We start from the raw sequence: 24,059 nt of genomic DNA, 5'->3' as shown, positions 1-24,059 counted from the left end.
CTTACATTAGCTTAATATTTTTTCTAACAACGTTTTCAAGGTATTCTGAAGAGTATGGCTTAGTGATATACTCTGTCATTCCCACTTCAACGCCCCTTAAACGGTCGCTCTTGCTTGTTCTACTTGTAACTGCGATAAGCGGCAAGTTTCTATATTTAGAATATTTCCTGATCTCGCCAGCTAAAGTATAGCCATCCATTCTTGGCATTTCGATATCTATAAGTATCGCATCAAGTGAATGCTCGCCTGATTTTATTAAATTTAGAGCTTCAACGCCATTTGTAGCTTCAAGCACGGTTACGCCTATTGGCTCAAGGGATTTTTGCATTATAGTTCTATCCATTTTTGAATCATCAACTATAAGTACCTTATAATCGCTTGGTTTTTCTTTTACTGCGGCTTTTGCGTTTGATTCTATGCTAGCTCTTATATCTATCTTGATATCTTTTGCCATATCCATAATCATTCCCACATCGACAATAAGAGTTACTTTGCCATCGCCTCTTATGGTGCCACCTGCGATACCGCGGATATTTTGCAAGTAATTACCCAAAGATTTGATAACGATCTCTTCTTGACCTATTAGATTATCAACTATTATACCAAGCTTGCTCTCAGCAACGTTGATGACAACGACGTAAGTTTGATCTCCACTTTCAAATACTTGCTTGACACCAAATAAATCGCTAAGTCTTACAAGGCTTAAGACTTCATCTCTTAGTCTAAGAACATTTTTGCCTTCTATAGTGTAAATATCTTCTATAGGAACTCTTACTGTCTCTTTAACGCTTGCTAATGGAATAGCATAAAATTCCTCTTGAGCTCCGACTAGAAGGGATTGGATAATAGCTAGAGTTAAAGGAATCTTTAACTTCATAACAGTACCTTTGCCAAGCTCGCTATCTATGTCAATGATACCATTTAGTTTTTCTATATTTGTTTTGACAACGTCCATTCCAACGCCACGACCACTTACATTTGTGACTTGTTTGGCTAGAGAAAATCCAGGCTTAAAGATAAGCGCGTAAGCTTCTTTGTCGCTCATATTGTCAGCTTCTCTTTCTGTGATGATACCACGCTCTACAGCTTTTGCTTTTACTGCGACTGCGTCAATTCCTTTACCATCATCAACGATTTCGATGACTATATGATTTCCCTCGTTGTACGCTTTTAGCTGGATAAGGCCTTTTTCTGCTTTGCCGTTTAGAGCTCTATCTTTTGGATCTTCAACACCATGATCGCATGAATTTCTGATGATGTGAACTAGTGGATCGCCGATCTCTTCTACGATAGATTTATCAAGCTCAGTCTCTTCACCGCTGATTTCAAGATCGATTTGTTTGCCAAGCTCACGGCTTAGATCACGCACCATTCTTGGGAATTTATTAAAGACTTTTGCTATTGGAAGCATTCTTGTTTTCATAACAGCTAGTTGAATATCAGTAGTAACCAAGCTTAGACTTGAAACAACTTGATTTAGCTCCTCAAGGAATTTTTCTCCCTCATATCTCTCTTCGACATCATCGTAAATTTTAAGAAGTCTATTTTTGCCAAGAACAAGCTCACCGATTAAATTCATAAGATTATCAAGTCTTTTGACCTCGACGCGTATGGTTTGCTCCATTGCTGAGCCACCGCTTTGTGCTACTGCTCCAACTTTTGGCTCACTTGGGGCAGCTGGTTTTGGCTCTGGTTTTGGGGTCGGAGTTGGTTTTGGCTTTTCTTCGCTAGGTTCTGATTTTTTATGCTCTTTTCTAGCTTTATCTTCTGCTTTTCTAACCTTTAAAAGTCTTTCTATCTCAGCTTCTACTTCTGACTCACTTAGGCTATTTACATCTACATCTTGATTTTCTTCTTCTGCAGGTGTCTCTTCATTAGCTAGCTCTTCTACCTTTTCTTCTACTTTTGGCTCAGGGACTGCAACTTCTTCGCCGTCATTAATAGCTGAAAGTCTAGCGCAAATATCAGTTATATCGATACCTGCACTTGTATCGCTACCATTGTCTCTTATCGCATTTAAAAGTGCTTTCATCATATCGACTGACTCTAAAACTACATCCATTACATCTGGAGTGATTTTTAGATCGCCATGACGAGCTTTATTTAAGACATCTTCCATGTGGTGAGTAAGTTTTGTTAAGATATCAAAATTTAAAAATGATGAGCTTCCTTTGACTGTGTGAGCGACACGGAAAATCCTATTTAAAAGTTCCAAATCTTCTGGGTTTGCTTCAAGCTCTACAAGATCGTGATCAATCTGTTCAATAAGCTCAAAGGCCTCAACTAAAAAGTCTTCAAGTATTTCTTGCATATCGTCCATAAATCACCTCTTATCCAAATATTTTTTATGATCATCTACCACTCTAGTAACTTCTTTATAAAGCTGTGTAGCGTTAAATTTAGTCAAATATCCATCAGCGCCAGCTTCTTTGCCGTGAAGTTCGCTAAATTCATTACTAAGTGAAGAGTTAAAGATAATAGGAATATTTGCAAATCTCTTATCTTCTTTAAGGCTAGCAGCAAAGTGGAAACCGTCCATTTGTGGCATCTCGATATCACTTATGATGACTCTTAAGTTTTGATCTAAATCATCTTTATAAAGAGCGTACAAGTCATTCATCTTCTCTAAGCCCTCTGAGCCGTCTTTTGCTTCAACTACCCTTAGACCGATTTTGGTTAGCGCATCACCGACTAGGCGTCTAGCTGTAAGGCTATCATCAAGCACCAAAGCCACACCGCTAAGTTGCTTCATCTCATCAACTTCCATTTCGATTTTTGGTTGGTAAATTCCAAGCTCTTCGACTATGCTTTCAAGATCCAAGATAAGCAAAACTTCATCATTTTCTATCCTTGTAACTCCTGTGATTTTTGATTTGTCAAGAGTTCCACTTCCACCACCAGTGAAGTTGGCTGGTTCGATATCTTTCCAGTTTATACGGCGAATTCTTTTTGCTTCATGGACTATAAATCCTATAAATATATCACTAAATTCGGCTATTATAACGCGTGGTTTTAAGATACAATCTTTTGGCTCATCAATATTCATCCATCTAGCTAAATTGATAACAGGAATAACCACGCCACGAAGGTCAAATATGCCTTCTATGTAGTCTGGCACTCCCGGAAGTTCGGTAAGATTTGGCATTTTGATGATTTCTTTGACCTTAGCGACATTGACCCCGTATATGCCCTCATATACCTTGTCTTTGCCTTGCTTTAATATACGAAAATCAACAAGTTCCATCTCATTCGAACCCGTTTTAAGAATATTATCATCAAACATTTGGGCTCCTTAAGATTTGAAATTTCATTTCATTGGTGTATTCTACTACAAAATACCTTTGCTCAGACGCAAAACAAGGAAGATTTATATAAATTTGCTTGTCAAAAGCCAAATTTACGCCTTGATGATAGTGTCCTTCGATGATTTTTGGTGTTTGGTAGTTGTGGATTTTAGCCCCGATGACAAACTCAAAATCAATTATTTTGTAATCTAGCCTTTTATTTGCTTGTTTTTTTAGTATATTTTTTGTGATTTTGTAGCTAAAAGCCCTATCAATTTTATCCATAATCAACAAAAAAGCCCTACTTCTAAGAAGTCGTAAAAAGAGCGTATCAAGTGGTTTTAAAAATATATCACCATGCGCTAGGCTGATTTTTTCTCCAAATTTAGTAGTGAAAATTTGAGGCTGATGATAGATGTCAAATACCTCTAAATTTGGGAAAATTTGGGCTAGATTAAAGTCGTGATTGCCCTCAAAATAATAAATTTGAGTACGCTTGCCAAGTGAGTTTAAAAGCTTTATATGCTCTTTATAAAACTCCTGAGAATAAGCCGTAATGGAGAGATAATCAAACATATCTCCCATCACAAAAAGCTGCGGCGGCATAGCAATAGTGCCGTTTTCTAGGGCTTTTAAGAAGTTCAAAAAGCCCTTTTTGTTTGCGTTATCATGAGCATCAGCGATAAATATCGCACCAGCTTTTATCTCTTTCATATCTGACTTGAAAGCATCGGCAAGGCTAGTTTTTCATCAAAACCAAACATCAAATTTGCGTTTGCCACTGCTTGACTTGAAGCGCCTCTTAGCACGTTATCTATGCCCCCATTTATCCATAGTTTGCCATTTTTATTTATGGCATAAATATCGCAAAAGTGCGTTCCAGCGACGTTTTTGATACTTACAGCTTCGTTTCTTATCCTGATAAATGGCTCATCTTTGTAAAACTCACGCAAAATCTCAAGTGGCTGGATATCCTTAAACTCGCCCTTTAAAACAGCGTAAGCACTCACTAGCATTCCACGAGTAAGAGGGATGAGATGAGGCACAAACATCACGTCTAAATTCGCATCACTATTTAAATTTAGATGCTCTTTGATCTCATCACTGTGGCGATGAGTGAGTGGACTATAGGCGTTCATATTTTCATTTACGCTTACAAAATGACTGCTTGCTTTTAGGCTTTTTCCAGCCCCACTTAGACCACTTTTTGCATCTATCATCACGCCAAATTTACTCTCAAGCATACTGGCAAAAGGCAAAAGTGCTAGAAGCGAACAAGTCGGATAGCAGCCTGGATTTGCTACTAAGCTTGCACCCATTATTTTATTTCTGTTTATCTCAATTAGCCCGTAAACTGCTGATTTTATGCCTTCAGGATCAAGGTGTGGGCAGTAGTTTTTCTCATAATTTTCCAAGCTCACGCGGTAATCAGCTGAGAGATCTACTATTTTTATATTTGAGCCTTTTAGCTCTTTTACTATTTTCATGCCCTCAGTGTGTGGCAAAGCCAAAAAGACAAGATTACAACGCTTTTTTATCTCACTCACGTCAGCTACTTCGACTTTAAGATTTATAACTCCAGCAAGGCTAGGAAATATATCTTTTAGCTCATTTTGGCTCGTCGCACCAGCATAACTTAGCTCAAAATGTGGATGATTTAAAAGCAGTTTTACAAGTTCAAGTCCAGTATAACCGCTTATGCCGACTATTCCAACTGGTATTTTCATGATTTTTCCTAATTAATTTTTTACTAATATATGCAGATATTCTATTGTTTTATCTGCTTTATTTATTCTGCTATTATCTGCTTTATATCTTTGATACTCTTTTTGTTTTAATGAATATTTACCATATAAGGACATGATTTCTTTTATTTCATCACTTTTCATCAAACCCTCGTCATTGTAACTTAAAAATATATATTTAAATTTAGCATTTTTTATTAAGTTCTCAAACTCAGTTTTTACGAACTGTTTGGAGCAGTATTTTGATTTTTCATACTCTCTAAGTCCAGTTTTTCCACGTGGAACAAACTCATCATAAATCGCAATTGTATTTAATAAATGATAATTTGCTCCATATTGACGAGCATTATATGGTGGGTCTAGATACAAAATATCTCCTGAAATTTGAGTGATTAATTCATTTGCATTTGATTGAAATACAAGATGTTCGTTGCTATTTGTCTCAAAATTTGCAGGTTTTAAAACTAATTTTTGTTGGGCTGATTTTTTAATATTTTTTAAAAATGCACCATAAACAGAAGCCGTATTTGCCACCTTATCAGCACTTTCTAGCAGTGACGCAAGTAAAAAATAATATACATTATCTGAGATTTTATTTGATTTTTTTAGTAGCTCTAATTTTGATCTAATAGCATCTATTTTGGCACCATTCTCATCGCTAAAATACCAACGCCCACTGCCACTTCCAAGACAATAATTTTGATAAATAAATCCTTTTTTAGACTCTAAATTATTTAATTCATCTATTAGATCAAATGCCATATCTTTGCTTTGATGATTTTGTATGTAATTGCGATTTAAGACGTAGCTGTAATACTCCAAATCGTTGCAAATAACCTTTTTAACATCCTTTTTAAAAGTCCTTGCAATAATCCCAGTCCCAGCAAATATATCGCACAAAATCTTATCTTTTAGATTTCTACCAACTACTTTTGTGATCTCATCTTTTATCCAAGATGAAAGCTTAAATTTGGAGCCTATGTAGTTCAATTCTCATCTCCATAAAGCTTTTCCATTATATTTTGTGATACTTCTTGAGAGATTTTCTTAACGCACTCTTTACGGTATTTCACAGGATCATATTGATAGCAACCGACACAGCCAAATTTATCACTATATTTTTCATCGCCGAGATAAAAATCATACGGATTACCTAAAATATTTTTGGCACTCCACCTAATATTTGTTTCTTTGCATTTTTTACAAATTTGGCGTTTTATGTCGTTTGCAGCCTTGCAAAGTGGTTGAAAATCTTCTAATTTTTGCGTTTTGGTATCTGAAATTCTATCATCTATTTTTCTGCCGTCCTTATGATCAATTTCTATTTTTGTATTTTCAGAATTTCCACACACACCTAACATCACGCAATTTTTGCTTTTGTAAAAGTCCTTTATATCAGTACGAATATTTTGATTAAAAATTTTATCATTATTAAAGCCAATTAAGCGTATTGCATCAATTGAATTACCACTGCTTTTACTTTTATCAAATTCAATTTTATATTTTTTAGCCAAACTGCTATTAGCCCTACACCAACTACCACCATTGCCAAACTTTAAATTTTCGTATTCATCCTTAAACTCGCTCACATACACCCAGCGACTTACGCCATTTTTATCTGGATTTGCAAGCTTTAAAAAAAGCTCCATTTTTGTTAGTTTTTTTTTCATTAAAATTCCTTTTTGAATACTAAAATATATTCATGCTTGAATATATAATAATCACTATTTAAAGCCCTATAAGTCCAAATTCCACCACTTCCTAATTTACCACGATTTCCTTCGATATTTTTTACGACTATACCTTTTAACTTGACCTTGAAATTTTGCTTTATCATATCCATACAATAAAAACCAAGTGGAAGAACTTCACTATTTTTATAAACATCACCTATCACAACTGCAAAATAGCGATTTTTATCAAGAAATTTTAATGAATTAACACAAACTATCTTAAATTTAGCCATAAATTCATTTATATCGCTACATTGGGATAGATCATTTTGATCGTCTGTAAATTTAACTATATCCATATATGGTGGGTGCATTAAAACAAACTGAACGCTATTTATATCCTGTGAAATAAAATTTTGATTTACACTATCTAAATCCATTGAATTGCATTTGGCTATGAAATAATCGCTAAATTTAGAAGATTGCATGGAGCTTTTAACATAATTTATTATATTTTGATTTATATCAAAACCCATATATTTTCTATTTAAATTTTCGCATTCAAAAAGAGTAGTTCCACTTCCCATAAATGGCTCAAAAACACACTCACCAGACTTAGTATAACGACGAATTAATTGATTTGGAATTTGTGGAATAAAGTTGCCGTGATAAATATTTTTATGCTTTCCACTTTTGTCCCTGTTTGGATAAATTTGCAAACTATCAACGCAAATATCCGTATCTTTCCAATTTTTTAAATCCAAATCATTAAATTTCATTTTACATCAATTAAATTTAATCGGCTTATAGCTTACGCTTACCACTTCGATCTCACTTCTGCCATTTGGCAAAGTTAAAACCACATCATCGCCCTCTTTTTTGCCGATAAGTTGTTTTGAAAGTGGAGTATTTATGCTTATTAGTCCTTTTTCAAGGTTGCTTTCACTGATTCCTACTATCGTATAAGTGGTCTCTAGCTCGGTTTCGACGTCCATTATAGTCACAGTTGAGCCAAATTTGACCTTGTCATGCTCATACTCGCTAGGATCTACGACTTTAGCGCGGCTCACAATGTCGCTTAGCTCAGCTATACGGTTTTCTATGAAGGCTTGTTTCTCTCTTGCGGCATGATATTCTGCGTTTTCTTTGAGGTCGCCATGGCTTCTTGCTATATCGATCTCTTCGACAATAGCAGGTCTTTGTACTAGTTTTAAATCTTTAAGTTCAGAGGTTATTTTTTCATAACCATAAAGTGTCATTGGTTCAGTCACTGTTTTCTCCTAATTACACCAAATTTTTGCCATGATTTTACCCTAATTTATCTTAAAAGCATATCAGCGACGTTTTTTGAACTTCCATTTTTTAGGTAGTTTCTAAGCTCTTTGCAAGCCAGCAAAAACTTAGCCCTATCGCAGTTTTTGTATTCGTTTAAGAGATTTTGCGGGGTTACTTGCTCTTGGATAAATTCAGCGTTTAGAGGCGGTTTTTGCATGAAATCAAACATAATATTTGCAAGCCCAACGTGTTTTAAATGCACAAGCAGTTTTGCTATAAAAATATCTATGGCTTTAGCTTTATAACACAACGCAAACGGCGTTCCGATAAGTGCTGCTTCAAGTGTAGCAGTCCCAGAACAAACAAAAGCAAACTCACTTCTCTCAAGTGCTGCGTGTGTATCAAAACACAGCTCAAACTCCATTACATCACCATAATATTCAGCGATTTTATCCTTTAGATGGGGCGGAATGACGAGCAGTTTTTTAGCGCTCAAATTTGCAGCCACTTCTTTATAAACTAGCATTAGCCTTGTGATTTCTGATCTTCTTGATCCTGGCAAAAACGCCACCACGTCGCTACTGGCGGCATTTTGCTTTTGCACTAAAATTTCATCAAGCAAAGGATGGCCAACATACTGGCTTTTAGTGTAAAACTGGCTATCAAATGGCAAAATAGAAGCTAGATTATCGCAGTATTTCTCGACCTTTGCCACGCGACCCTTTTTCCACGCCCAAACTTGCGGCAAAATATAGTAGGTCACCACGCATTTTAGCCCAGCTTCTTTGATCGCTTTTGCTAGAGGAAGATTAAAGGCTGGACTATCTACTAGCAAGACTTTATCACAGGTTTTAGCTAGCTCTACCATCTGTTTTAAGGCTCTTTTTGCCTTTAAAATCAGTGGCAAAATCTCCACAAATCCCATCGCACTAAACTCTTTACTATCATAAAGTGGCTCTCCAAGCTTACTATCAAAAATCCCGCAAATTTCGGCATTTTCAAGGTGTTTTAAAACCTCTTTAAAATGCAAATTTGCTGATGGCTCAAGACAAGAAACTAATATTTTCATATAAATTTATCCGTTTTTCTTATCATTATAGCCAAAAATTTACAAAGTTTATGTAAAATTGAAGCTAAAAAAGGTTAATTTTGAAAGAAATTTTAATAACAAATGATGACGGTTTTGAAGCTTTAGGAATTAGAGCTTTGAGAAATGCTTTAAAAGGCATTGCAAAAGTAACCGTAGTCGCTCCAAGCACTGAAAAATCAGCTTGCGCGCACTCTATCACGCTAACTCGCCCACTTAGATTTATCCAGCTTGATGACGGATTTTTCAAGCTTGATGACGCCACTCCAAGTGATTGTATATATCTTGCGCTTGAAACGATGTATAAACACAAAAAACCAGATCTTATAATAAGCGGTATAAATCATGGCGCAAATTTAGGCGAAGATATCACGTATTCGGGCACTTGTGGTGGGGCTATGGAAGGCACTTTACAAGGCGTGGCGTCTATGGCAATATCGCTTTTATATAAAAACGATAGCATAGATAAATATGGCTTTGATCTAGCCTGTGAGATTAGTGTCGATGTGATAAAAAATATATTTAAAAATGGTTTTCCGCTAAAAGGCAGAGAGTTTTTAAATTTAAACATTCCAGCAGTTCCAAAAAATGAGTACAAAGGGCTAAAAATAGTCCCAGCAGGTCATCAGTCATATAACACAAATGCTGAGCTTCATAGAAATCCAAGAGGGCTAGAATATTACTGGCTAGGCACTCCAAATATACATTATCTCAAAGAAAATGATAAAGAGTGCGATTTGGACGCTACATTTAATGGATATGCCTCACTCACTCCAATCAAGCTTGATATGACCTCTCATGAGAGCTTGGAGATGCTAAAAGGCTGGAATAATGGACGATAGATTTACTCGCTCAAGGTGGCTTTTTGGGGATAAATTTGAAAAACTTCAAAATGCAAAAGTGCTGATTTGTGGCTGTGGGGGCGTGGGAGGAGCGTGCATCGACGCCTTATATAGAAGTGGGGTTGTAAATTTGACGCTAATTGATTGCGATAGCTTTGATATCACAAATCAAAATCGCCAGATCGGTAGCCAGTTTGTCGGCGAGCTAAAAACTGAAGTATTTGCTAGACTTTATCCTGGCGTGCAAACGCTAAATTTAAGGCTCACAAAAGAGATTATTGATGAGTTTGATTTTGATAAATTTGATATGGTTATCGACTGTATCGACGATGTCCCAGCCAAAATAGCTCTAGCCATTAAATGCCACAAAAAGCTCATAAGCTCAATGGGTGGCGCAAAAAGAATCGACCCAACTCAGATCAAAATCGCAAGCATCTGGAAAACCACAAACGATAAATTTGCCAAAAAAATCCGCTACGAGCTCAAAAAATCGGGCTTTAATAAAGACTATAAAGTCGTTTTTTCTACTGAAGAGCCAAGGTGTAAAGAGCTTGGAAGCTTCATCGGTGTGACTGCGAGTTTTGGACTAAGCTTAGCAAGTTTTGCTATAAAAAAGATGTTAAATGACTAAATTTTGGCAAAATTTTAAGCTACTTGCAAACCCAACAACAAATCTTCCAGAGCTTAGCGACATAGCTGGGAATGATGGCGAAAATGAATTTGGAGCAAATTTAAGCAAGATTGATGGCTTAGCAGTTTTTAAAAACAAACGCATAAAAGACGGCAACGCTGGGCTTCACGAGATAGATTTCATCATCGTGCATTACAAAAAAATCTACTTAGTAGAGATAAAAAACTGGTCTGGAAGCGTAAGTCAAAACGCCAAAAAAGAGTGGATACAAACAAATAAAAATAAAACCATAAACCACGCAAATCCGCTTTTAAAACTGCTTAGAAATACAACGTTTTTTGTAAATTTCTTGCGAAAAGAGGGCTTTGATTTAAGTGGATATGAGATATTTCCGCAAGTTGTTTTTATGAGTAAAAGTCTTAAATTTGCCAAAAATTTCAAAGATGAGTACTATATCAAAAAAAGCGGCGAATTTTTGCAACAAATTTCAACCAAAAAACGGTATTTTAAGTTTAAAAAACCAAGAAAAAACGACCCAAAACTCATAGAACTTCTAAGCTCGCTTACTGTGTGGTCAAGGCTTTATCTTTATGGCGGAGCAGTGCTAACTGGCAGTATAAGGTACTTTGAAATAAATGGCAAAAAAACAAGACTTCCAAAGCATTTTAGAGCAAATTTAAGCCTAAAATGGAGCAGAAACAAGCCTATAAGCTTTTTAAACTCACTATTTGGCAAACGCAAAAAAATTCAGATCAAATCAAAGATTTTCAAAATCAAACCAACTGATAGCGTAGGATTCTTGCAAGCTGGAAATCGTGGCATAAAGCTGGTTAAATTTGGCTTGATAGAAAAAATTATCAAAGACGATATAGAGTAGCAAACCTTTTGGTCGCTACTTGTTGTCGCAACCTATCTTCAGTCCGATATCGCAAGCTTTTGTAAAGAGCTCCTTTGCTTTTGCAGGATTTTTAGTCACGCCACCGCCGTTTTTATACATGATAGCTAGATTATAGCAGCTTCCAGCATTTCCCAAGTCGCAAGCTAATTCGTAAAGCTTGGCTGCTTTTTTGTAGTCTTGATCCACGCCCATAGCGTTGTCATACATATATCCAAGAAGTTCGCAAGCAGCGGCGTTTTTGGCGTCGCAAGACTTTTGTAATAAAATTGCTGCGTTTGATAAATCACCATTTTTGTAAAGCGAAATAGCATCTTCATAGTCATCTCCAAAACAAAATGACGATAAAACAGACAAACATAAAACTATCTTTTTCAAATTTTAGCCCCTCTCAAAACTAATAAAACGTTATTAAACTAAAATTTTACTTTATAACTCTTTAAAGTTTATCTTATTTTTCTTAGCTTTGTTCTTGAAATTTTATATATTTTTGATGGTGAGCTTTGGTGAAATTCTTCATCGATGATGACATCTGCTTTGGCTTTGGCAAACTCTATATCAAAGCCCTTGCCGTGAGCGTTTGCACTACTTGAATATGCCCAAATAATATCATCTAAAAACTGCGAATGTGGGTGATTTTTTACCACTCTTAGAGCTTGATTATTTGGATAGATAAAAGTTGTTCTTGATGAACGGCGAACTAGATTTTTAAACTTAGTCGGAATGCGGGTAAATTTAGCAAGATTTTTAAATTTACTCACGCAAATTAGGCATGGCTGATCACTTCTGCGACCTTTTGCTAGATTTATTTCAAGCAGACTTTGACTGAGAAATCCAGCAGTTGTGTCAGTTTGAGCTAGATAGATCATATTAGCTCTATTTTAGCTCCCAAATTTGCGATACCTTTATAAACTGCACTTGTCACGATAGCGTTTATGTCAGTTTGTGCGTAGTCAGCTGCGTTTAGCTCATCAATGCCACCAGCTGCTAAAATGACAGCATTTTGGAAGTTTTTATCTCTAAATTTCACTAAATTTGCTATATCTTCTACACTCATTTTATCACACTGGACGCCGTCTATTCCAGCTTTTAAAAGCTCTTTTGCAAGCTCTAGGCTCTCGCTTTCAGCCATTATCTTTCGCTCGCAAAGTTTGGCTTTAAATTTAGCTATATCAGCGAAAAAATTATCTAGACTATCATAAGCATTTGTGTGATTACTAAAAAACAAAACACTATCACTAAGCCCGGTTCTATGGATATTTGCCCCGCCTTCAAGTGCGGCTTTCAAACAAAGCTTTTTGGCAAATGGAAATACTTTTCTAGTGACTAAAACTTCGCAGTTTGGATTTACGCTTTTTGCATTTTTTACTATCAAATTTGCCTTTGTAGCGATGCCACAAGCGTATTCAAGCAGATTTTGAATGCTTTTATAAATCCTATGCAAAACGCCAAAATCTCCAATAATTTCTAAAAGCTCATCACCAGATTTCGCCTCTTTGGAGTTTGTAAATTTACTTTTAAAATCAAGATTATAGATGTTTGATATATCACTAACCGCGTCAAGGCAGCTAAGAGTTATATCGCTTCTTGTATAAACTCTTAGCTTTGCAAGTTTGCTAATGCCTAGCAAATCAGTGGTAAGATCATCAAAAGGAGCGTCATTTTCAATGAGACTCTCTAGCTCTGATCTTGTAAATTTTATCATTTTTTAAGCCACTCTTGTAAGCTTTTGACCTCTAGTGCCGCTTCGTTTGAGCTGATTGAGTTTGCCGCTACCAAAGCTGCGTTCATATTTGTAAAATATGGTATTTTAAATCTAAGCACGGCTTGGCGGATCTTGTGAGCGTCGCTTGAACTACTTTTATTATCGCTTGTATTGACTGCTAATGCTATCTCGCTATTTTTGAGCTTATCTTCGATATTTGGGCGACCTTCACTGATTTTGTATACCATTTCGCAGCTTACTTTAGCATCGCTTAAGTATTTATATGTGCCGCCAGTTGCCAAGACTTCAAATCCAAGTTTTACAAACTCACTAGCTAGCTCTACGCCACGCTCTTTATCCGCGTCAGCTAAGCTGATAAAGACTTTTCCGCCACTTGGCAATATATTTTTAGCTGCGATTTGGCTTTTTACAAAGCTTTTTGCAAAACTATCACTGATACCCATAACCTCGCCAGTACTCTTCATCTCTGGACCCAAAATCAAATCAGCTCCACTTAGCTTATTAAACGGAAATACGCTTTCTTTAACGCAAATTCTACTTCCAACATTTGGTTTGTAAATGCTATTGCTAAATGTCACCACGCCAAATTTATCGTAAAATTTAAGTGCTTCTACCAAGTTTCCTTGCCACATCACGCGGGTTGCGACTTTTGCCATAGGAATGCCAGTAGCCTTGCTTACAAACGGCACAGTACGGCTGGCTCTTGGGTTTACTTCGATGATATAAAGCTCATTTTGATAGATAGCAAACTGGATATTCATAAGACCAATTACGCCAAGGCTAAGAGCTATATCTTTGGTGCAAATTTCGACTTGAGATATAATATCTTTGCTTAAATTTTGTGGTGGAAGTATGCTTGCGCTATCTCCACTGTGGATTCCAGCCTCTTCGATATGCTCCATGATTGAGCCGATATATACATCTTTGCCATCGCTTATAGCGTCCACGTCAAGCTCTGTGGCGTCTTGTAAGAATTTATCCAAAAGCACTGGAGAGTTGTTGCTGACTTTTACTGCTTCATTCATATACTCTTTTAGCTCAGCTTCATTATGAACTCTTCTCATAGCACGACCTCCAAGCACGTAGCTAGGACGTACAAGGACTGGATAGCCGATTTTAGCAGCTTTTTCTATGGCTTCATTTTGGCTTGTAGCTGTGTCGTTGTCTGGCTGTTTGACACCGATTTTACTGATAAACTCACTAAATTTTTTCCTATCTTCTGCTGTGTCGATGACTCTTGCGCTAGTTCCTATGATTTTGGTGCCTATCATTGTGAGGCGTTTTGAAAATTTAAGTGGAGTTTGACCACCAAAATGCACGATGACGCCGTCTGGATTTTCACGCTCGATAACTGCTCTTAAATGCTCAAAATCAATTGGCTCAAAGTACAAAATATCGCTTGTATCATAGTCAGTAGATACGGTTTCTGGGTTGCAGTTGTACATGATAGTTGTGATACCAAGGTCTTTTAGAGCGTAACTTGCATGCACGCAGCAGTAATCAAACTCTATACCTTGACCAATTCTGTTTGGGCCTCCGCCGATGATGAGAACCTTTTTCTTAGATGAATCAACTGCTAGACTTGGTAAATTTGGAGTGATATTTGTGCTACTATAAAGATAAGGAGTAAGTGCCTTAAACTCACCACTACAAGTATCAACTTCGTTGTATTCTAAATTTATCCCGTGTTTCATTCTGGCGTAATAAATGTCGTTTTGGCTAAGCTCAAGGTTGTCTTCTTTATCTATTAGCTTGGCTATCATTTTATCGCTAAAGCCCCAAGTTTTGGCTTTTCTTAAAAGATCTTTATCGTTTAAAATATCCATATCGACTGATTTTTCAAACTCTACTATCTCCCAAATTTGATTTAAAAACCATGGATCGATTTTAGTTAAATTAAAGACATCATCTACACTTTTGCCATTTCTAAATGCTTGAGCGACGTATAGGATTCTCTTTTCGTGGGCGTTTCTAAGACCAAATGTAAGCTCTTCTTCGCTTAAGCTTAAAAAGTCAAATCCAGCGTAATCTTTTTCCATAGAACAAAGTGCTTTTTGGATACTTTCTTTAAAGCTCCTGCCTATTGCCATGACCTCACCCACGCTCTTCATCGCAGTGCCAAGATATGGGTTTGAGCCTGGGAATTTTTCAAATGTAAAACGAGGGATTTTGGTAACGATATAGTCGATAACTGGCTCGAAACTCGCCGGTGTGCCTGTGATGTCATTTTTGATTTCATCAAGAGTAAAGCCCACTGCAAGCATTGTTGCAACTTTGGCTATTGGATAACCTGTTGCTTTACTAGCTAGAGCTGAGCTACGGCTAACGCGTGGATTCATCTCGATGACTGTCATACGACCGTTTTTTGGATTTATAGCAAACTGCACGTTAGAGCCACCAGTATCAACACCAATCTCTCTTAGGATTTTAAAACTAGAATCACGCATATGCTGATACTCTTTGTCTGTTAGAGTAAGAGCTGGTGCGATGGTGATACTATCTCCAGTATGCACACCCATAGGATCAAGGTTTTCTATGGAACAGACGATAATGCAGTTGTCATTTCTATCTCTGATGACCTCCATTTCGTATTCTTTCCAGCCAAGCAAACTCTCTTCGATCAAAATTTCATTTATCGGACTTGCGTCGATTCCAGCTTCTGCTAAATCTCTAAATTCATCTATATTATAAGCAACTCCACTTCCAGCGCCGCCAAGAGTATAGCTAGCTCTTATGATAAGCGGAAATCCGATGTCCAAAGCAGCTGCCATAGCGTCTTCCATATTGTAAGCATACATTGATTTAGGCAGATCCATACCGATTTTTATCATCGCTTCTTTGAATGCAACTCTGTCTTCGCCTTTTTTGATAGCAGCAGGATTTGCGCCTAAGAATTTAACATCTCCAAGCATATCATTTTCAAAAAGTTCCATTGCGACATTTAATGCAACCTGTCCGCCCATAGTAGGCAAAATCGCATCGACGTTTTCTTTTTTGATAATGCGACCGATACTTTCTTTTGTAATTGGCTCCACGTAAGTAGCATCAGCAAAGTCTGGATCAGTCATTATGGTAGCTGGATTTGAGTTTATAAGAACTACTCTATATCCTAGCTCTTTTAGAGTCTTTGCAGCTTGAGTTCCGCTGTAGTCGAACTCACATGCTTGTCCGATGATGATCGGCCCACTTCCTATAAGTAAAATTGTCTTGATATCTTCTCTTTTTGGCATTTATTTTCCTTTTGTAACTACGTATAAATATGATGGAACTTCTATTTTATTATCAGGTTCGACTATTGCACTCTTATACAGATCTTCTTCTTTTATCTCTACTACTTTTCCAACTGGAATACCCCCAAAAAATATATCATCAAGGCCACTTGTATAGACCTCATCTCCGATTTTTGGATTTAACCACTGTGATATATATTTTATGATTATATTTTTATTGTTTCCTTTTGCAATACCTGCAATTTTCTCATCGCCTATATAAACAGAAAATATAGATCCAGGATCTGTTTGTAAAAGACCAAGTGGCTTGCTGTCTTTATTTACAACTATACCTGCACTTTTGCCTTTATATATCATGCCGTAAATTTTATCTTTATCAAAATCTTTAAAATCCAACCAAACTTTATCATAATCGCCTATTTTGGCATAGGTCAAGGCTCTTACTTGTTTGATTTGTGGCGCATATGAGCTTGAGTTTTTATCACTCAAGACATTGTTTAACTCATATGCAAATGTCGAAAGCAAAGCAGCCGAACGCTCTAGCTCTATATTTTGAGCTCTTAGTGCTTTTATCTCTTCTACTTGTCTAAAATGCTCATTTATTCTATCTCTTATATATGTTATAGCATTTTGGTAAAGCCCGACTGATGAGCCTGCTCCACCGACAAAAATAGCTCTTGCATGGTCGCTTAGATATACTGATACAAAAGCCAAAGATATAGTTATGGCTGCTACTTTGATCTTACTCTTCATTCATTAACTGCTGAAGTAAACTTATCTCTTCTAGTGCTTTTCCAGTACCTTTAGCTACTGCAAGAAGCGGTTCATCTGCCACGTAAACTGGAAGCTTGACTATATCAGCAAGATACTTATCAAGCCCACGTATCAATGCTCCACCACCAGTTAGCACGACACCACGCTCGACTATATCACCAGCCAAGTCTGGTGGCATCATCTCAAGGACTGTTTTTAGTGCGTCAGCTATCTCTTTTAGCGGTTCACGCATCGCCTCTCTGACATCTTCGCTAGTTAGCTCTACTCTACTTAGAAGCCCTCCTACTTGATCTCTACCTTTTACTACAATAGAAAGCTCTTTTGGTAGTTGGACTGCTGAGCCGATTTTGATCTTGATATCTTCGCCAGTTCTTTCGCCTATTAGTAGATTGTATTTTTCTTTGACATAATTTACAATGCTATTATCAATCTTATCTCCAGCTGTTCTTATGGATTTACTTATAACAAGACCACCAAGTGATACTACGCCTATCTCAGTCGTACCACCACCGATATCTACTACAAGGCTACCTTGAGGCTCACGTATAGGTAAATTTGCTCCAATTGCTGCTGCCATAGGCTCTTCGATTAAGAAAACCTCTCTAGCTCCAGCACTAAGAGCGCTTTCGCGAACTGCTTTTCTTTCTACTTGAGTTAGACCATAAGGCACTGAGATGATGATGCGAGGACGTAAAAAGCTCTTTCTTTTGTGAGTTTTTTCTATGAAGTATCTTATCATTTTTTCAGTCATATCAAAATCAGCGATAACTCCATCTCTCATAGGACGGATAGCCTCTATATCGCCTGGAGTCTTACCGACCATCTCTTTTGCATCGTGACCGACTGCTAGAATCTTTTGTTTTCCATACTTTTCTCTTTGGACTGCCACAACGCTTGGCTCGTTTATAACTATTCCCTTATCTTTTACCAAAACAAGGGTGTTTGCAGTTCCAAGATCTATACCCATATCACTTGAAAAAAATCCAATAATCTGATCTAATATCATCTATATCCTCTCTTAATTTTTTACTTTTACTAGCAGTGGTTTTGCCTCGCCCATAGCGACTTCTTTTGATATAACTACATCATAGCCCTTAAGCTCTGGAAGGTCAAACATGATGTCTATCATAATCTCTTCCATAATGCTTCTTAGACCTCTAGCGCCTGTTTTTCTATTTATTGCTTGAGTTGCGACCTCTTTTATAGCCTCTTCATCAAATTTAAGATTTGCACCATCAATCGCAAATAGCTTTTGATATTGCTTCAAAAGTGCGTTTTTTGGCTCGGTTAAAATCTTCACCATATCATCTACTGTGATTTCGTTTAATGTAGCGATCGCATGAAGTCTTCCGATAAGCTCAGGAATCAAACCAAAATGTACCAAATCATCAGGCTCTACTAAACTTATCAAATTTACCTTGTCATCACGACCACGTTTTTCTTGACCAAAGCCAAGTATGTTTTTGCCAATTCTTCGCTCGATTATCTCACTTAATCCATCAAACGCACCACCACAAACAAATAAAATATTTGTAGTATCTATTTGGATAAATTCTTGATTTGGATGCTTTCTTCCGCCTTTTGGTGGGATATTTACCACGCTTCCTTCGATGATTTTAAGCAAGGCTTGTTGGACGCCTTCGCCACTTACATCACGAGTGATAGAGCGATTTTCGCCCATTCTTGCTATCTTATCTACTTCATCGACAAAAACTATACCTTGCTGTGCTCTTGCTACGTCGCCATCAGCTGCTTGGAGCAGCTTTGTAAGTATGTTTTCTACATCTTCGCCCACATATCCAGCCTCTGTAAGGCTAGTAGCATCACAAATCGCGATAGGAACGTCTAGGAATTTAGCCAAAGTCTGAGCCATTAGGGTTTTGCCACTTCCTGTTGGACCTATGAGTAAGATATTTGATTTTGATATTTCGGTGTCATCTTCTATATCATTTTGTTTAAATATTCTTTTATAATGGTTATAAACACCCACACTAAAGACTTTTTTGGCCTTTTCTTGACCTATTACATAGCTATCTAAAACATCTTTTAGAAGCTTTGGAGTTATATCTTTATAATCTTTTATGCTATCATGCTCGCCACCGCCTACGCTCTCTTCGCCGTGTATTGCTAGATACGCAGCGTCCACGCAATATTCACATATAAACGCACTATCATTTTCATTTGCTAGAAGCTTTCTATCGTTTGCTTCACTCTCTCCACAAAAACTACACTTTCTAGCCATTAATCACATCTCTTTTCAAGCGGAATCCCTCTTTTTGTATTTATAATAAATTCGCACATTTTTTTTGCATATTCATTTGGATTTGAGGCTAATAGCTCATCAGCTCTATCCTTTAGCCCTCCACCACTTCTAAATAAAAATTTATAAGCTTTATTTATCTCTTCAACCACATCTTTGCTAAATCTTCTTCTTATTCCCACTAAATTTAAGCTTCTTATATAAGCCCTATTTCCTTCAGCTAAACAGTATGGCACCACGTCTTGAGACAATGCTGAAGCTCCAGCTATCATGCAACTTTCGCCGATTTTGACAAACTGATGCACGGGAGTTAAGCCACCTATTACCACGTGATCTTCTATTTCCACATGTCCTGCTAGGGTTACGTTATTGGCTAGGATTATGTTATTAGCTAGTAAGCAATCATGGGCAATATGCACGTAAGCCATGATAAAAGCATTATCGCCTATTCTAGTGAAGCCATCGCCTTTTTGCGTGCCTGAGTTGATCGTACAAAACTCACGTATAGTAGCGTTTGCCCCTATTCTTACTCCGCCTAAATCCTCTGGCTTGTAGCTCACATCTTGAGGGATATCTCCTACGATGGCATAGCTGTAAATTTTACTTCCACTTCCTATGTGAGTGTCGCCGACTATCCTTGCGCCTTGTTTTATAGTGACATTATCTCCCAAAACTGCATTTTGGCTTATAAAAGCGTAAGGCTCTATCACACACTCACTGCCGATTATCGCTCCATCTTCGATGACTGCGGTTGGATGAATTTTGCTCATTATTTTCAACTTTATTTATCAACTATCATAGCTTTTAGCTCAGCTTCAGCTACAAGCTTATCATCTACGTAAGCCTTGCCGTCTAAGACCCAGATATTTCCTTTGTGTTTTAGCACTTCTAGTCTATACTCTAGTTTGTCGCCAGGACGAACTGGATTTCTAAATTTAGCCCTATCAATACTCATAAAATATACAACTTTGTTTTCTATGCTCATATCGCTTGTGTCTTCTACGCTTTTAAATGCCAAAATCCCACCAGCTTGAGCCATGCCCTCGATAATCATTACGCCAGGATAGATAGGGTGTCCTGGAAAGTGTCCTTGGAAAATTTGCTCGCCGATTGTTACGTTTTTGTACGCATGCACGCTTTTGCCGGCCTCAAGCCCGCAAACTCTATCGATCAATAAAAATGGGTATCTGTGTGGTAAAATTTTTTGGATTTCTACTACATCTATCATAAGACAATGCCTTTTAGTTAATATAAATGCTCAATTTTATCAAAAATTAGCAAATAGTTAGATAAAACGGGATAAAAAAATCAAAAATTATTTAATCAAATTTTTTTAATAAAAATATATATAAATTTGATAATTTGTAGAATTGTGCAAGATTTCAGGAGTATTATTCTAATTGAATTTGAATGATTTTTTATATAATACCGCCCAAAAAAATCAGAATTAAGGAAGATAATGACTGAACGAATTAACCCAAGATGGGGAGCTGTGTGGGCTATGAGTCTTGGAGCTTTTGTGCTTGTCGCTAGTGAGTTTATGCCAGTTAGCTTGCTAACTCCTATCGCAAATGACTTAAATATATCAAATGGAGAGGCTGGACAAAGTATATCTGTGGCTGGTATTTTTGCTTTGTTAACAGCGCTTTTTTTGACATCAATCGTCCCAAAAGTAGATAGAAAAAGCATACTTTTATTTTTTACTATTTTTATGGGAATATCTGGTGTAGTGGTTGCATTCGCGCCAAATGAACTTGTGCTAACTATCGGCAGAGCTATGCTTGGGATTTGCATTGGTGGATTTTGGTCTATGAGTGCTGCTACTGTGATGAGATTAGTCCCACAAATATCAGTCCCAAAGGCACTAGCTATACTAAATGGCGGAAACGCACTTTCTACTCTCATAGCAGCCCCACTTGGCAGCTTTCTTGGTGGTATCATCGGCTGGAGAGGAGCGTTTTTTATCATAGTACCACTAGCATTAATCACGTTTTTATGGCTTTATAAAAGTATGCCAAATTTACCCACAACGCACAAAGCCGGACATAGCCCACGAATAGGCACAATTTTTGGACTGTTTAAAGATAAGCAAATTGGGCTTGGAATGCTTAGTGTGACGCTATTTTTCATGGGGCAGTTTGTACTTTTTACATATCTAAGACCATTCTTAGAAGTCCAAACTAGCGTAAGCATAAACCAGCTCTCAGCAGTGCTACTTTTTATGGGATTTTGTGGGCTTATAGGGACATTTATCATAGGAAATATTCTAAAAACAAGGCTTTTTAGCTTGTTGATTTTCATACCTATTTGTATGGCTGTGGTTTCGCTCTTGATCACTATTTTTGCAAAATCACTGCTAGCGATGTTTGTTTTGCTTGGATTTTGGGGGCTTTTAGGCACTTCTGCGCCAGTAGCTTGGTGGACTTGGCTAAGCAAGGTAGCACCAGCAAAAGCCGAAGCCGCAGGAGGCGCGATGGTGGCAGTCGTCCAGCTTGCTATCGCTTTTGGTGCTAGTTTTGGCGGTATAGTTTTTGATACTTTTGGATATCAAACGACTTTTATATCTAGTAGCATTATACTTTTTAGTGCATCATTTTTAGCATTTATGACTTATAAAGTGTCTAAATTTAGTTAGTTTATATTTATTAGGACAAGCCAAAAAGGGCAATTGTGATTAAATTCAACCAACTTCGCCATTGCTAGAAGCAAAAAGGCGAAGCAATCCACAGCCTAAAACTTTTAAGAGCAAAGCCCTTAAAAGTAGCCCCACTGATGTGGGCGTCATTGCGAGGAGCGAGCGACGAAGCAATCCACAGCTAAAAATCCACTAAATTTACTTAATATCCTTGAGAATTTAGCTTAGCATATTGATCGCAACCATATTGATTTCCCATATCACAAGCCTTACCGAATAATTCTTTGGCTTTTGTTTTATTTTGTTTAACACCTTGGCTATCTCTATACAAATTTCCAAGATTATTGCAACCAAAAACATTTCCACCATCACAAGCTTTTTGATAGTATTCTTTAGCTTTGAAGTAGTTTTGTTTGGTGCCTTGACCTTTTGCATATAAAACTCCTAGCCAATTACAACCACTAAGATTTTTACTATTACAGACTTTTATAAATGATTGAAATGCTTTTTTAAAATCACTATTTTGATAAGCCTTTTCTCCATCTTCCAATTCACCACTAAAAGTCACAATAACTAAAGCTACTAAACCTAAAACGAATTTCTTCATTTCCCATCCTTTTTGCATTATCAAAGCCTAAATTTAACCCAAAATGAGCTTACATCGATATAATTTTAAAAGCAAAGTATAAGGATTTGGTTTAAATTTGTATCAAATTTAAACAATTTGGCTTAGATTACCAAGGTAGATTGCTTCGTTCGTTTCACTTACTCGCAATGACAAAATTTACGCAAAAGAAAAATCGAATGATTTTCCCCTTGTCTCCCTTAAGAAAGAAAAAGCCTTATTGTCTTAGTAAATTTACTCCAAAATCCTTAATTTTTCCACGCTTTGCGGATATATCAAACTCTCGCAAGTTATCTCGAATCTAGCTGGCTTTATCTCATCAAGCACGATGATAGGCGACAAGCTATCTTTACCACAAAGGGCTTTGCGGATCTTTAGCTCACGCTTTAGTTTTGGCGGATTTTGCATGAGTTCTCGGACGCTTTTATACTCAAATTTACCAAGTTCGTTAAATTTAGCTAGGCTAATCAAAATAGTATCATCTTTGTTTAGATTTATGAGTTCGCCATGCTCCAAAAGGCTAAATTTCACCATTTTACGCCCAAATATCGAATAAAAAATAAAGTAGCTTGGCACAGCCTTCCCGTCCATTTTTACACTGGCAAATTTAAGTCTATAGTTTAGGATTTTGCGTCTGACTAGCTCAAATTTAACGCCACTTTTCTCGCACTTTCGCACCTTTTTGTAAAGCTTCAAGCGGCTTTTGATACTTCCTGGCTGGATCTGGGCTCCAAGAGGTTCGCACAGCTCATCAGCTAGCTCATCTTTTGCTCTTTGTTTTTGCAATGCAAATACGCAGCCGCAGTAGTTTTGATGATATAGTTTATCATTTTTAGCTAGTTCAAACTGAGCCTGAGTGCCACCATTTTTACGCAGATCTATAGCAATAGCCTCTAAATTTGATCCACAAATTGCTTTATTTAGGGCATTTTGCAATTGAGTAAAATCCTTTTTAGGGCTCATAAGAAGCGTTGTTGTTATCTTTTTGCATCCTAGATTTTGAGCGATTTTAGCCACATTTCCCACACGAAAATCAAAGCAATACTCGCACCTTTTGCCCTTTTCTGGCTCATTTTCAAGCCCCTTTGTCCCACCAAGCCACGCCTCATAATCATACTCTCCACGCACAAGCTCTACACTTAGCTTTTTGCAGCTTCTTTTGACATCTTTGTAACGCAGCAAAAACTCGCTGTATGGGTGAATATTTGGGTCGTAAAAGTATCCGACAATCTGCTCATTTGGGTAAATTTTCTTAATTTCACGCAAAAAATAGTGACTATCAACGCTACAACAAATATGAACTAACAAATGCAAACCTTTTTATTTTTATGATATATTAATAACTTAAATTTGCGTTAAATTCAGTTAAAAATAGTC

At 37.0% G+C, this 24,059-nt stretch carries 24 protein-coding genes; 4 read left to right on the top strand and 20 right to left on the bottom strand.

Annotation, left to right across the window (positions count from 1 at the left end):
• Window position 1 precedes the first annotated feature (1 nt).
• From CIG1485E_RS01725 to lpxB, 9 genes are read right to left on the bottom strand one after another with little or no spacing between them, the layout of a single operon-like run.
• Entirely contained in the window at window positions 2–2,320 is a 2,319-nt protein-coding gene (locus CIG1485E_RS01725) for a hybrid sensor histidine kinase/response regulator (protein WP_038453044.1), read from the bottom strand.
• 3 nt (window positions 2,321–2,323) lie between these two features.
• A complete protein-coding gene (locus CIG1485E_RS01720; RefSeq protein ID WP_038453042.1) occupies window positions 2,324–3,283 on the bottom strand; it encodes a chemotaxis protein in 960 nt (319 codons plus the stop codon).
• Window positions 3,276–3,998 carry a UDP-2,3-diacylglucosamine diphosphatase gene (locus tag CIG1485E_RS01715; RefSeq protein ID WP_038453040.1) on the bottom strand — a complete coding sequence of 241 codons (723 nt, stop codon included), beginning with the start codon at window positions 3,996–3,998 and terminating at the stop codon, window positions 3,276–3,278. The genes CIG1485E_RS01720 and CIG1485E_RS01715 overlap by 8 nt, the downstream gene beginning before the upstream one ends.
• Window positions 3,995–5,011 (bottom strand): N-acetyl-gamma-glutamyl-phosphate reductase, encoded by a 1,017-nt coding sequence (gene argC / locus CIG1485E_RS01710; RefSeq protein WP_038453038.1) that lies wholly within the window; start codon window positions 5,009–5,011, stop codon window positions 3,995–3,997. The genes CIG1485E_RS01715 and argC overlap by 4 nt, the downstream gene beginning before the upstream one ends.
• A 12-nt stretch (window positions 5,012–5,023) precedes the next feature.
• Window positions 5,024–6,019: a DNA adenine methylase gene (locus tag CIG1485E_RS01705; protein ID WP_038453036.1), complete on the bottom strand. Its 996-nt coding sequence runs from the start codon at window positions 6,017–6,019 to the stop codon at window positions 5,024–5,026.
• Window positions 6,016–6,699 carry a restriction endonuclease NlaIII gene (locus tag CIG1485E_RS01700; RefSeq protein WP_038453034.1) on the bottom strand — a complete coding sequence of 228 codons (684 nt, stop codon included), beginning with the start codon at window positions 6,697–6,699 and terminating at the stop codon, window positions 6,016–6,018. Before CIG1485E_RS01700 ends, CIG1485E_RS01705 begins: the two co-directional genes overlap by 4 nt.
• Window positions 6,699–7,481 (bottom strand): DNA methyltransferase, encoded by a 783-nt coding sequence (locus CIG1485E_RS01695; RefSeq protein ID WP_038453032.1) that lies wholly within the window; start codon window positions 7,479–7,481, stop codon window positions 6,699–6,701. Before CIG1485E_RS01695 ends, CIG1485E_RS01700 begins: the two co-directional genes overlap by 1 nt.
• A gap of 6 nt (window positions 7,482–7,487) precedes the next feature.
• Complete coding sequence (gene greA / locus CIG1485E_RS01690) at window positions 7,488–7,973, bottom strand: transcription elongation factor GreA (RefSeq protein ID WP_038453030.1); 486 nt, start codon at window positions 7,971–7,973, stop codon at window positions 7,488–7,490.
• 47 nt (window positions 7,974–8,020) lie between these two features.
• Window positions 8,021–9,046: a lipid-A-disaccharide synthase gene (gene lpxB, locus CIG1485E_RS01685; protein WP_038453028.1), complete on the bottom strand. Its 1,026-nt coding sequence runs from the start codon at window positions 9,044–9,046 to the stop codon at window positions 8,021–8,023.
• Between the two features lie 80 nt (window positions 9,047–9,126).
• Between lpxB and surE the strand changes: the two genes are divergently transcribed.
• The 3 genes from surE to CIG1485E_RS01670 are packed head-to-tail and all read left to right on the top strand — an operon-like array spanning window position 9,127 to window position 11,414.
• The gene (gene surE, locus CIG1485E_RS01680; protein ID WP_038453026.1) at window positions 9,127–9,906 is read left to right on the top strand and encodes a 5'/3'-nucleotidase SurE; all 780 of its coding nucleotides are present in this window, start codon (window positions 9,127–9,129) and stop codon (window positions 9,904–9,906) included.
• Entirely contained in the window at window positions 9,896–10,537 is a 642-nt protein-coding gene (locus tag CIG1485E_RS01675) for a tRNA threonylcarbamoyladenosine dehydratase (RefSeq protein ID WP_038453024.1), read from the top strand. The genes surE and CIG1485E_RS01675 overlap by 11 nt, the downstream gene beginning before the upstream one ends.
• Entirely contained in the window at window positions 10,530–11,414 is an 885-nt protein-coding gene (locus CIG1485E_RS01670) for a nuclease-related domain-containing protein (protein ID WP_038453022.1), read from the top strand. The genes CIG1485E_RS01675 and CIG1485E_RS01670 overlap by 8 nt, the downstream gene beginning before the upstream one ends.
• A 15-nt stretch (window positions 11,415–11,429) precedes the next feature.
• On the opposite strand, the gene CIG1485E_RS01665 is transcribed toward CIG1485E_RS01670, so the two are convergent.
• The 9 genes from CIG1485E_RS01665 to fabZ all read right to left on the bottom strand — a co-directional run bounded on the left by CIG1485E_RS01665 (window position 11,430) and on the right by fabZ (window position 20,650).
• The gene (locus CIG1485E_RS01665; protein ID WP_144242165.1) at window positions 11,430–11,810 is read right to left on the bottom strand and encodes a tetratricopeptide repeat protein; all 381 of its coding nucleotides are present in this window, start codon (window positions 11,808–11,810) and stop codon (window positions 11,430–11,432) included.
• A gap of 68 nt (window positions 11,811–11,878) precedes the next feature.
• The gene (locus tag CIG1485E_RS01660; protein ID WP_038453020.1) at window positions 11,879–12,301 is read right to left on the bottom strand and encodes a Sua5 YciO YrdC YwlC family protein; all 423 of its coding nucleotides are present in this window, start codon (window positions 12,299–12,301) and stop codon (window positions 11,879–11,881) included.
• Window positions 12,298–13,137 (bottom strand): beta/alpha barrel domain-containing protein, encoded by an 840-nt coding sequence (locus tag CIG1485E_RS01655; protein WP_038453018.1) that lies wholly within the window; start codon window positions 13,135–13,137, stop codon window positions 12,298–12,300. The genes CIG1485E_RS01660 and CIG1485E_RS01655 overlap by 4 nt, the downstream gene beginning before the upstream one ends.
• Window positions 13,134–16,388 carry a carbamoyl-phosphate synthase large subunit gene (carB, locus tag CIG1485E_RS01650; RefSeq protein ID WP_038453015.1) on the bottom strand — a complete coding sequence of 1,085 codons (3,255 nt, stop codon included), beginning with the start codon at window positions 16,386–16,388 and terminating at the stop codon, window positions 13,134–13,136. The genes CIG1485E_RS01655 and carB overlap by 4 nt, the downstream gene beginning before the upstream one ends.
• On the bottom strand, window positions 16,389–17,141 hold the full coding sequence (mreC, locus tag CIG1485E_RS01645) for a rod shape-determining protein MreC (protein ID WP_038453013.1): 753 nt from the start codon (window positions 17,139–17,141) through the stop codon (window positions 16,389–16,391).
• Entirely contained in the window at window positions 17,131–18,168 is a 1,038-nt protein-coding gene (locus tag CIG1485E_RS01640; protein ID WP_038453011.1) for a rod shape-determining protein, read from the bottom strand. Before CIG1485E_RS01640 ends, mreC begins: the two co-directional genes overlap by 11 nt.
• A gap of 12 nt (window positions 18,169–18,180) precedes the next feature.
• A complete protein-coding gene (gene clpX, locus CIG1485E_RS01635; RefSeq protein WP_038453009.1) occupies window positions 18,181–19,404 on the bottom strand; it encodes an ATP-dependent Clp protease ATP-binding subunit ClpX in 1,224 nt (407 codons plus the stop codon).
• Window positions 19,404–20,192, bottom strand: coding sequence for an acyl-ACP--UDP-N-acetylglucosamine O-acyltransferase (lpxA, locus tag CIG1485E_RS01630; RefSeq protein ID WP_038453007.1), 789 nt, complete (start codon window positions 20,190–20,192; stop codon window positions 19,404–19,406). The genes clpX and lpxA overlap by 1 nt, the downstream gene beginning before the upstream one ends.
• 11 nt (window positions 20,193–20,203) lie before the next feature.
• A complete protein-coding gene (gene fabZ, locus CIG1485E_RS01625) occupies window positions 20,204–20,650 on the bottom strand; it encodes a 3-hydroxyacyl-ACP dehydratase FabZ (RefSeq protein WP_038453006.1) in 447 nt (148 codons plus the stop codon).
• A gap of 231 nt (window positions 20,651–20,881) precedes the next feature.
• Between fabZ and CIG1485E_RS01620 the strand changes: the two genes are divergently transcribed.
• Entirely contained in the window at window positions 20,882–22,057 is a 1,176-nt protein-coding gene (locus CIG1485E_RS01620) for an MFS transporter (RefSeq protein WP_038453004.1), read from the top strand.
• Between the two features lie 202 nt (window positions 22,058–22,259).
• Here the strand turns inward: CIG1485E_RS01620 and CIG1485E_RS01615 are convergent, their stop codons facing one another.
• Together CIG1485E_RS01615 and CIG1485E_RS01610 are read right to left on the bottom strand one after the other, a co-directional pair.
• Window positions 22,260–22,664, bottom strand: a complete 405-nt coding sequence (locus CIG1485E_RS01615) for a tetratricopeptide repeat protein (RefSeq protein WP_051870893.1) — start codon at window positions 22,662–22,664, stop codon at window positions 22,260–22,262.
• 252 nt (window positions 22,665–22,916) lie between these two features.
• Window positions 22,917–23,990, bottom strand: coding sequence for an epoxyqueuosine reductase QueH (locus CIG1485E_RS01610; RefSeq protein ID WP_038453001.1), 1,074 nt, complete (start codon window positions 23,988–23,990; stop codon window positions 22,917–22,919).
• Between the last annotated feature and the right edge of the window lie 69 nt (window positions 23,991–24,059).

The sequence above is a fragment of the Campylobacter iguaniorum genome (assembly GCF_000736415.1).
GTDB classification, from domain to species: Bacteria; Campylobacterota; Campylobacteria; order Campylobacterales; family Campylobacteraceae; genus Campylobacter; species Campylobacter iguaniorum.
The sequence above is the reverse complement of the archived record's forward strand: the minus strand, read 5'-3'. Positions and strand labels throughout refer to the sequence as shown.

Excerpts from the sequence above, each read along its gene's own strand:
- CIG1485E_RS01725 (WP_038453044.1), bottom strand. The coding sequence starts at position 2,320 with ATGGACGATATGCAAGAAATACTTGAAGACTTTTTAGTTGAGGCCTTT.
- CIG1485E_RS01720 (WP_038453042.1), bottom strand. The coding sequence starts at position 3,283 with ATGTTTGATGATAATATTCTTAAAACGGGTTCGAATGAGATGGAACTT.
- CIG1485E_RS01715 (WP_038453040.1), bottom strand. The coding sequence starts at position 3,998 with ATGAAAGAGATAAAAGCTGGTGCGATATTTATCGCTGATGCTCATGAT.
- argC (WP_038453038.1), bottom strand. The coding sequence starts at position 5,011 with ATGAAAATACCAGTTGGAATAGTCGGCATAAGCGGTTATACTGGACTT.
- CIG1485E_RS01700 (WP_038453034.1), bottom strand. The coding sequence starts at position 6,699 with ATGAAAAAAAAACTAACAAAAATGGAGCTTTTTTTAAAGCTTGCAAAT.
- CIG1485E_RS01695 (WP_038453032.1), bottom strand. The coding sequence starts at position 7,481 with ATGAAATTTAATGATTTGGATTTAAAAAATTGGAAAGATACGGATATT.
- lpxB (WP_038453028.1), bottom strand. The coding sequence starts at position 9,046 with ATGAAAATATTAGTTTCTTGTCTTGAGCCATCAGCAAATTTGCATTTT.
- CIG1485E_RS01675 (WP_038453024.1), top strand. The coding sequence starts at position 9,896 with ATGGACGATAGATTTACTCGCTCAAGGTGGCTTTTTGGGGATAAATTT.
- CIG1485E_RS01670 (WP_038453022.1), top strand. The coding sequence starts at position 10,530 with ATGACTAAATTTTGGCAAAATTTTAAGCTACTTGCAAACCCAACAACA.
- CIG1485E_RS01660 (WP_038453020.1), bottom strand. The coding sequence starts at position 12,301 with ATGATCTATCTAGCTCAAACTGACACAACTGCTGGATTTCTCAGTCAA.
- CIG1485E_RS01655 (WP_038453018.1), bottom strand. The coding sequence starts at position 13,137 with ATGATAAAATTTACAAGATCAGAGCTAGAGAGTCTCATTGAAAATGAC.
- carB (WP_038453015.1), bottom strand. The coding sequence starts at position 16,388 with ATGCCAAAAAGAGAAGATATCAAGACAATTTTACTTATAGGAAGTGGG.
- mreC (WP_038453013.1), bottom strand. The coding sequence starts at position 17,141 with ATGAAGAGTAAGATCAAAGTAGCAGCCATAACTATATCTTTGGCTTTT.
- CIG1485E_RS01640 (WP_038453011.1), bottom strand. The coding sequence starts at position 18,168 with ATGATATTAGATCAGATTATTGGATTTTTTTCAAGTGATATGGGTATA.
- clpX (WP_038453009.1), bottom strand. The coding sequence starts at position 19,404 with ATGGCTAGAAAGTGTAGTTTTTGTGGAGAGAGTGAAGCAAACGATAGA.
- lpxA (WP_038453007.1), bottom strand. The coding sequence starts at position 20,192 with ATGAGCAAAATTCATCCAACCGCAGTCATCGAAGATGGAGCGATAATC.
- fabZ (WP_038453006.1), bottom strand. The coding sequence starts at position 20,650 with ATGATAGATGTAGTAGAAATCCAAAAAATTTTACCACACAGATACCCA.
- CIG1485E_RS01620 (WP_038453004.1), top strand. The coding sequence starts at position 20,882 with ATGACTGAACGAATTAACCCAAGATGGGGAGCTGTGTGGGCTATGAGT.
- CIG1485E_RS01615 (WP_051870893.1), bottom strand. The coding sequence starts at position 22,664 with ATGAAGAAATTCGTTTTAGGTTTAGTAGCTTTAGTTATTGTGACTTTT.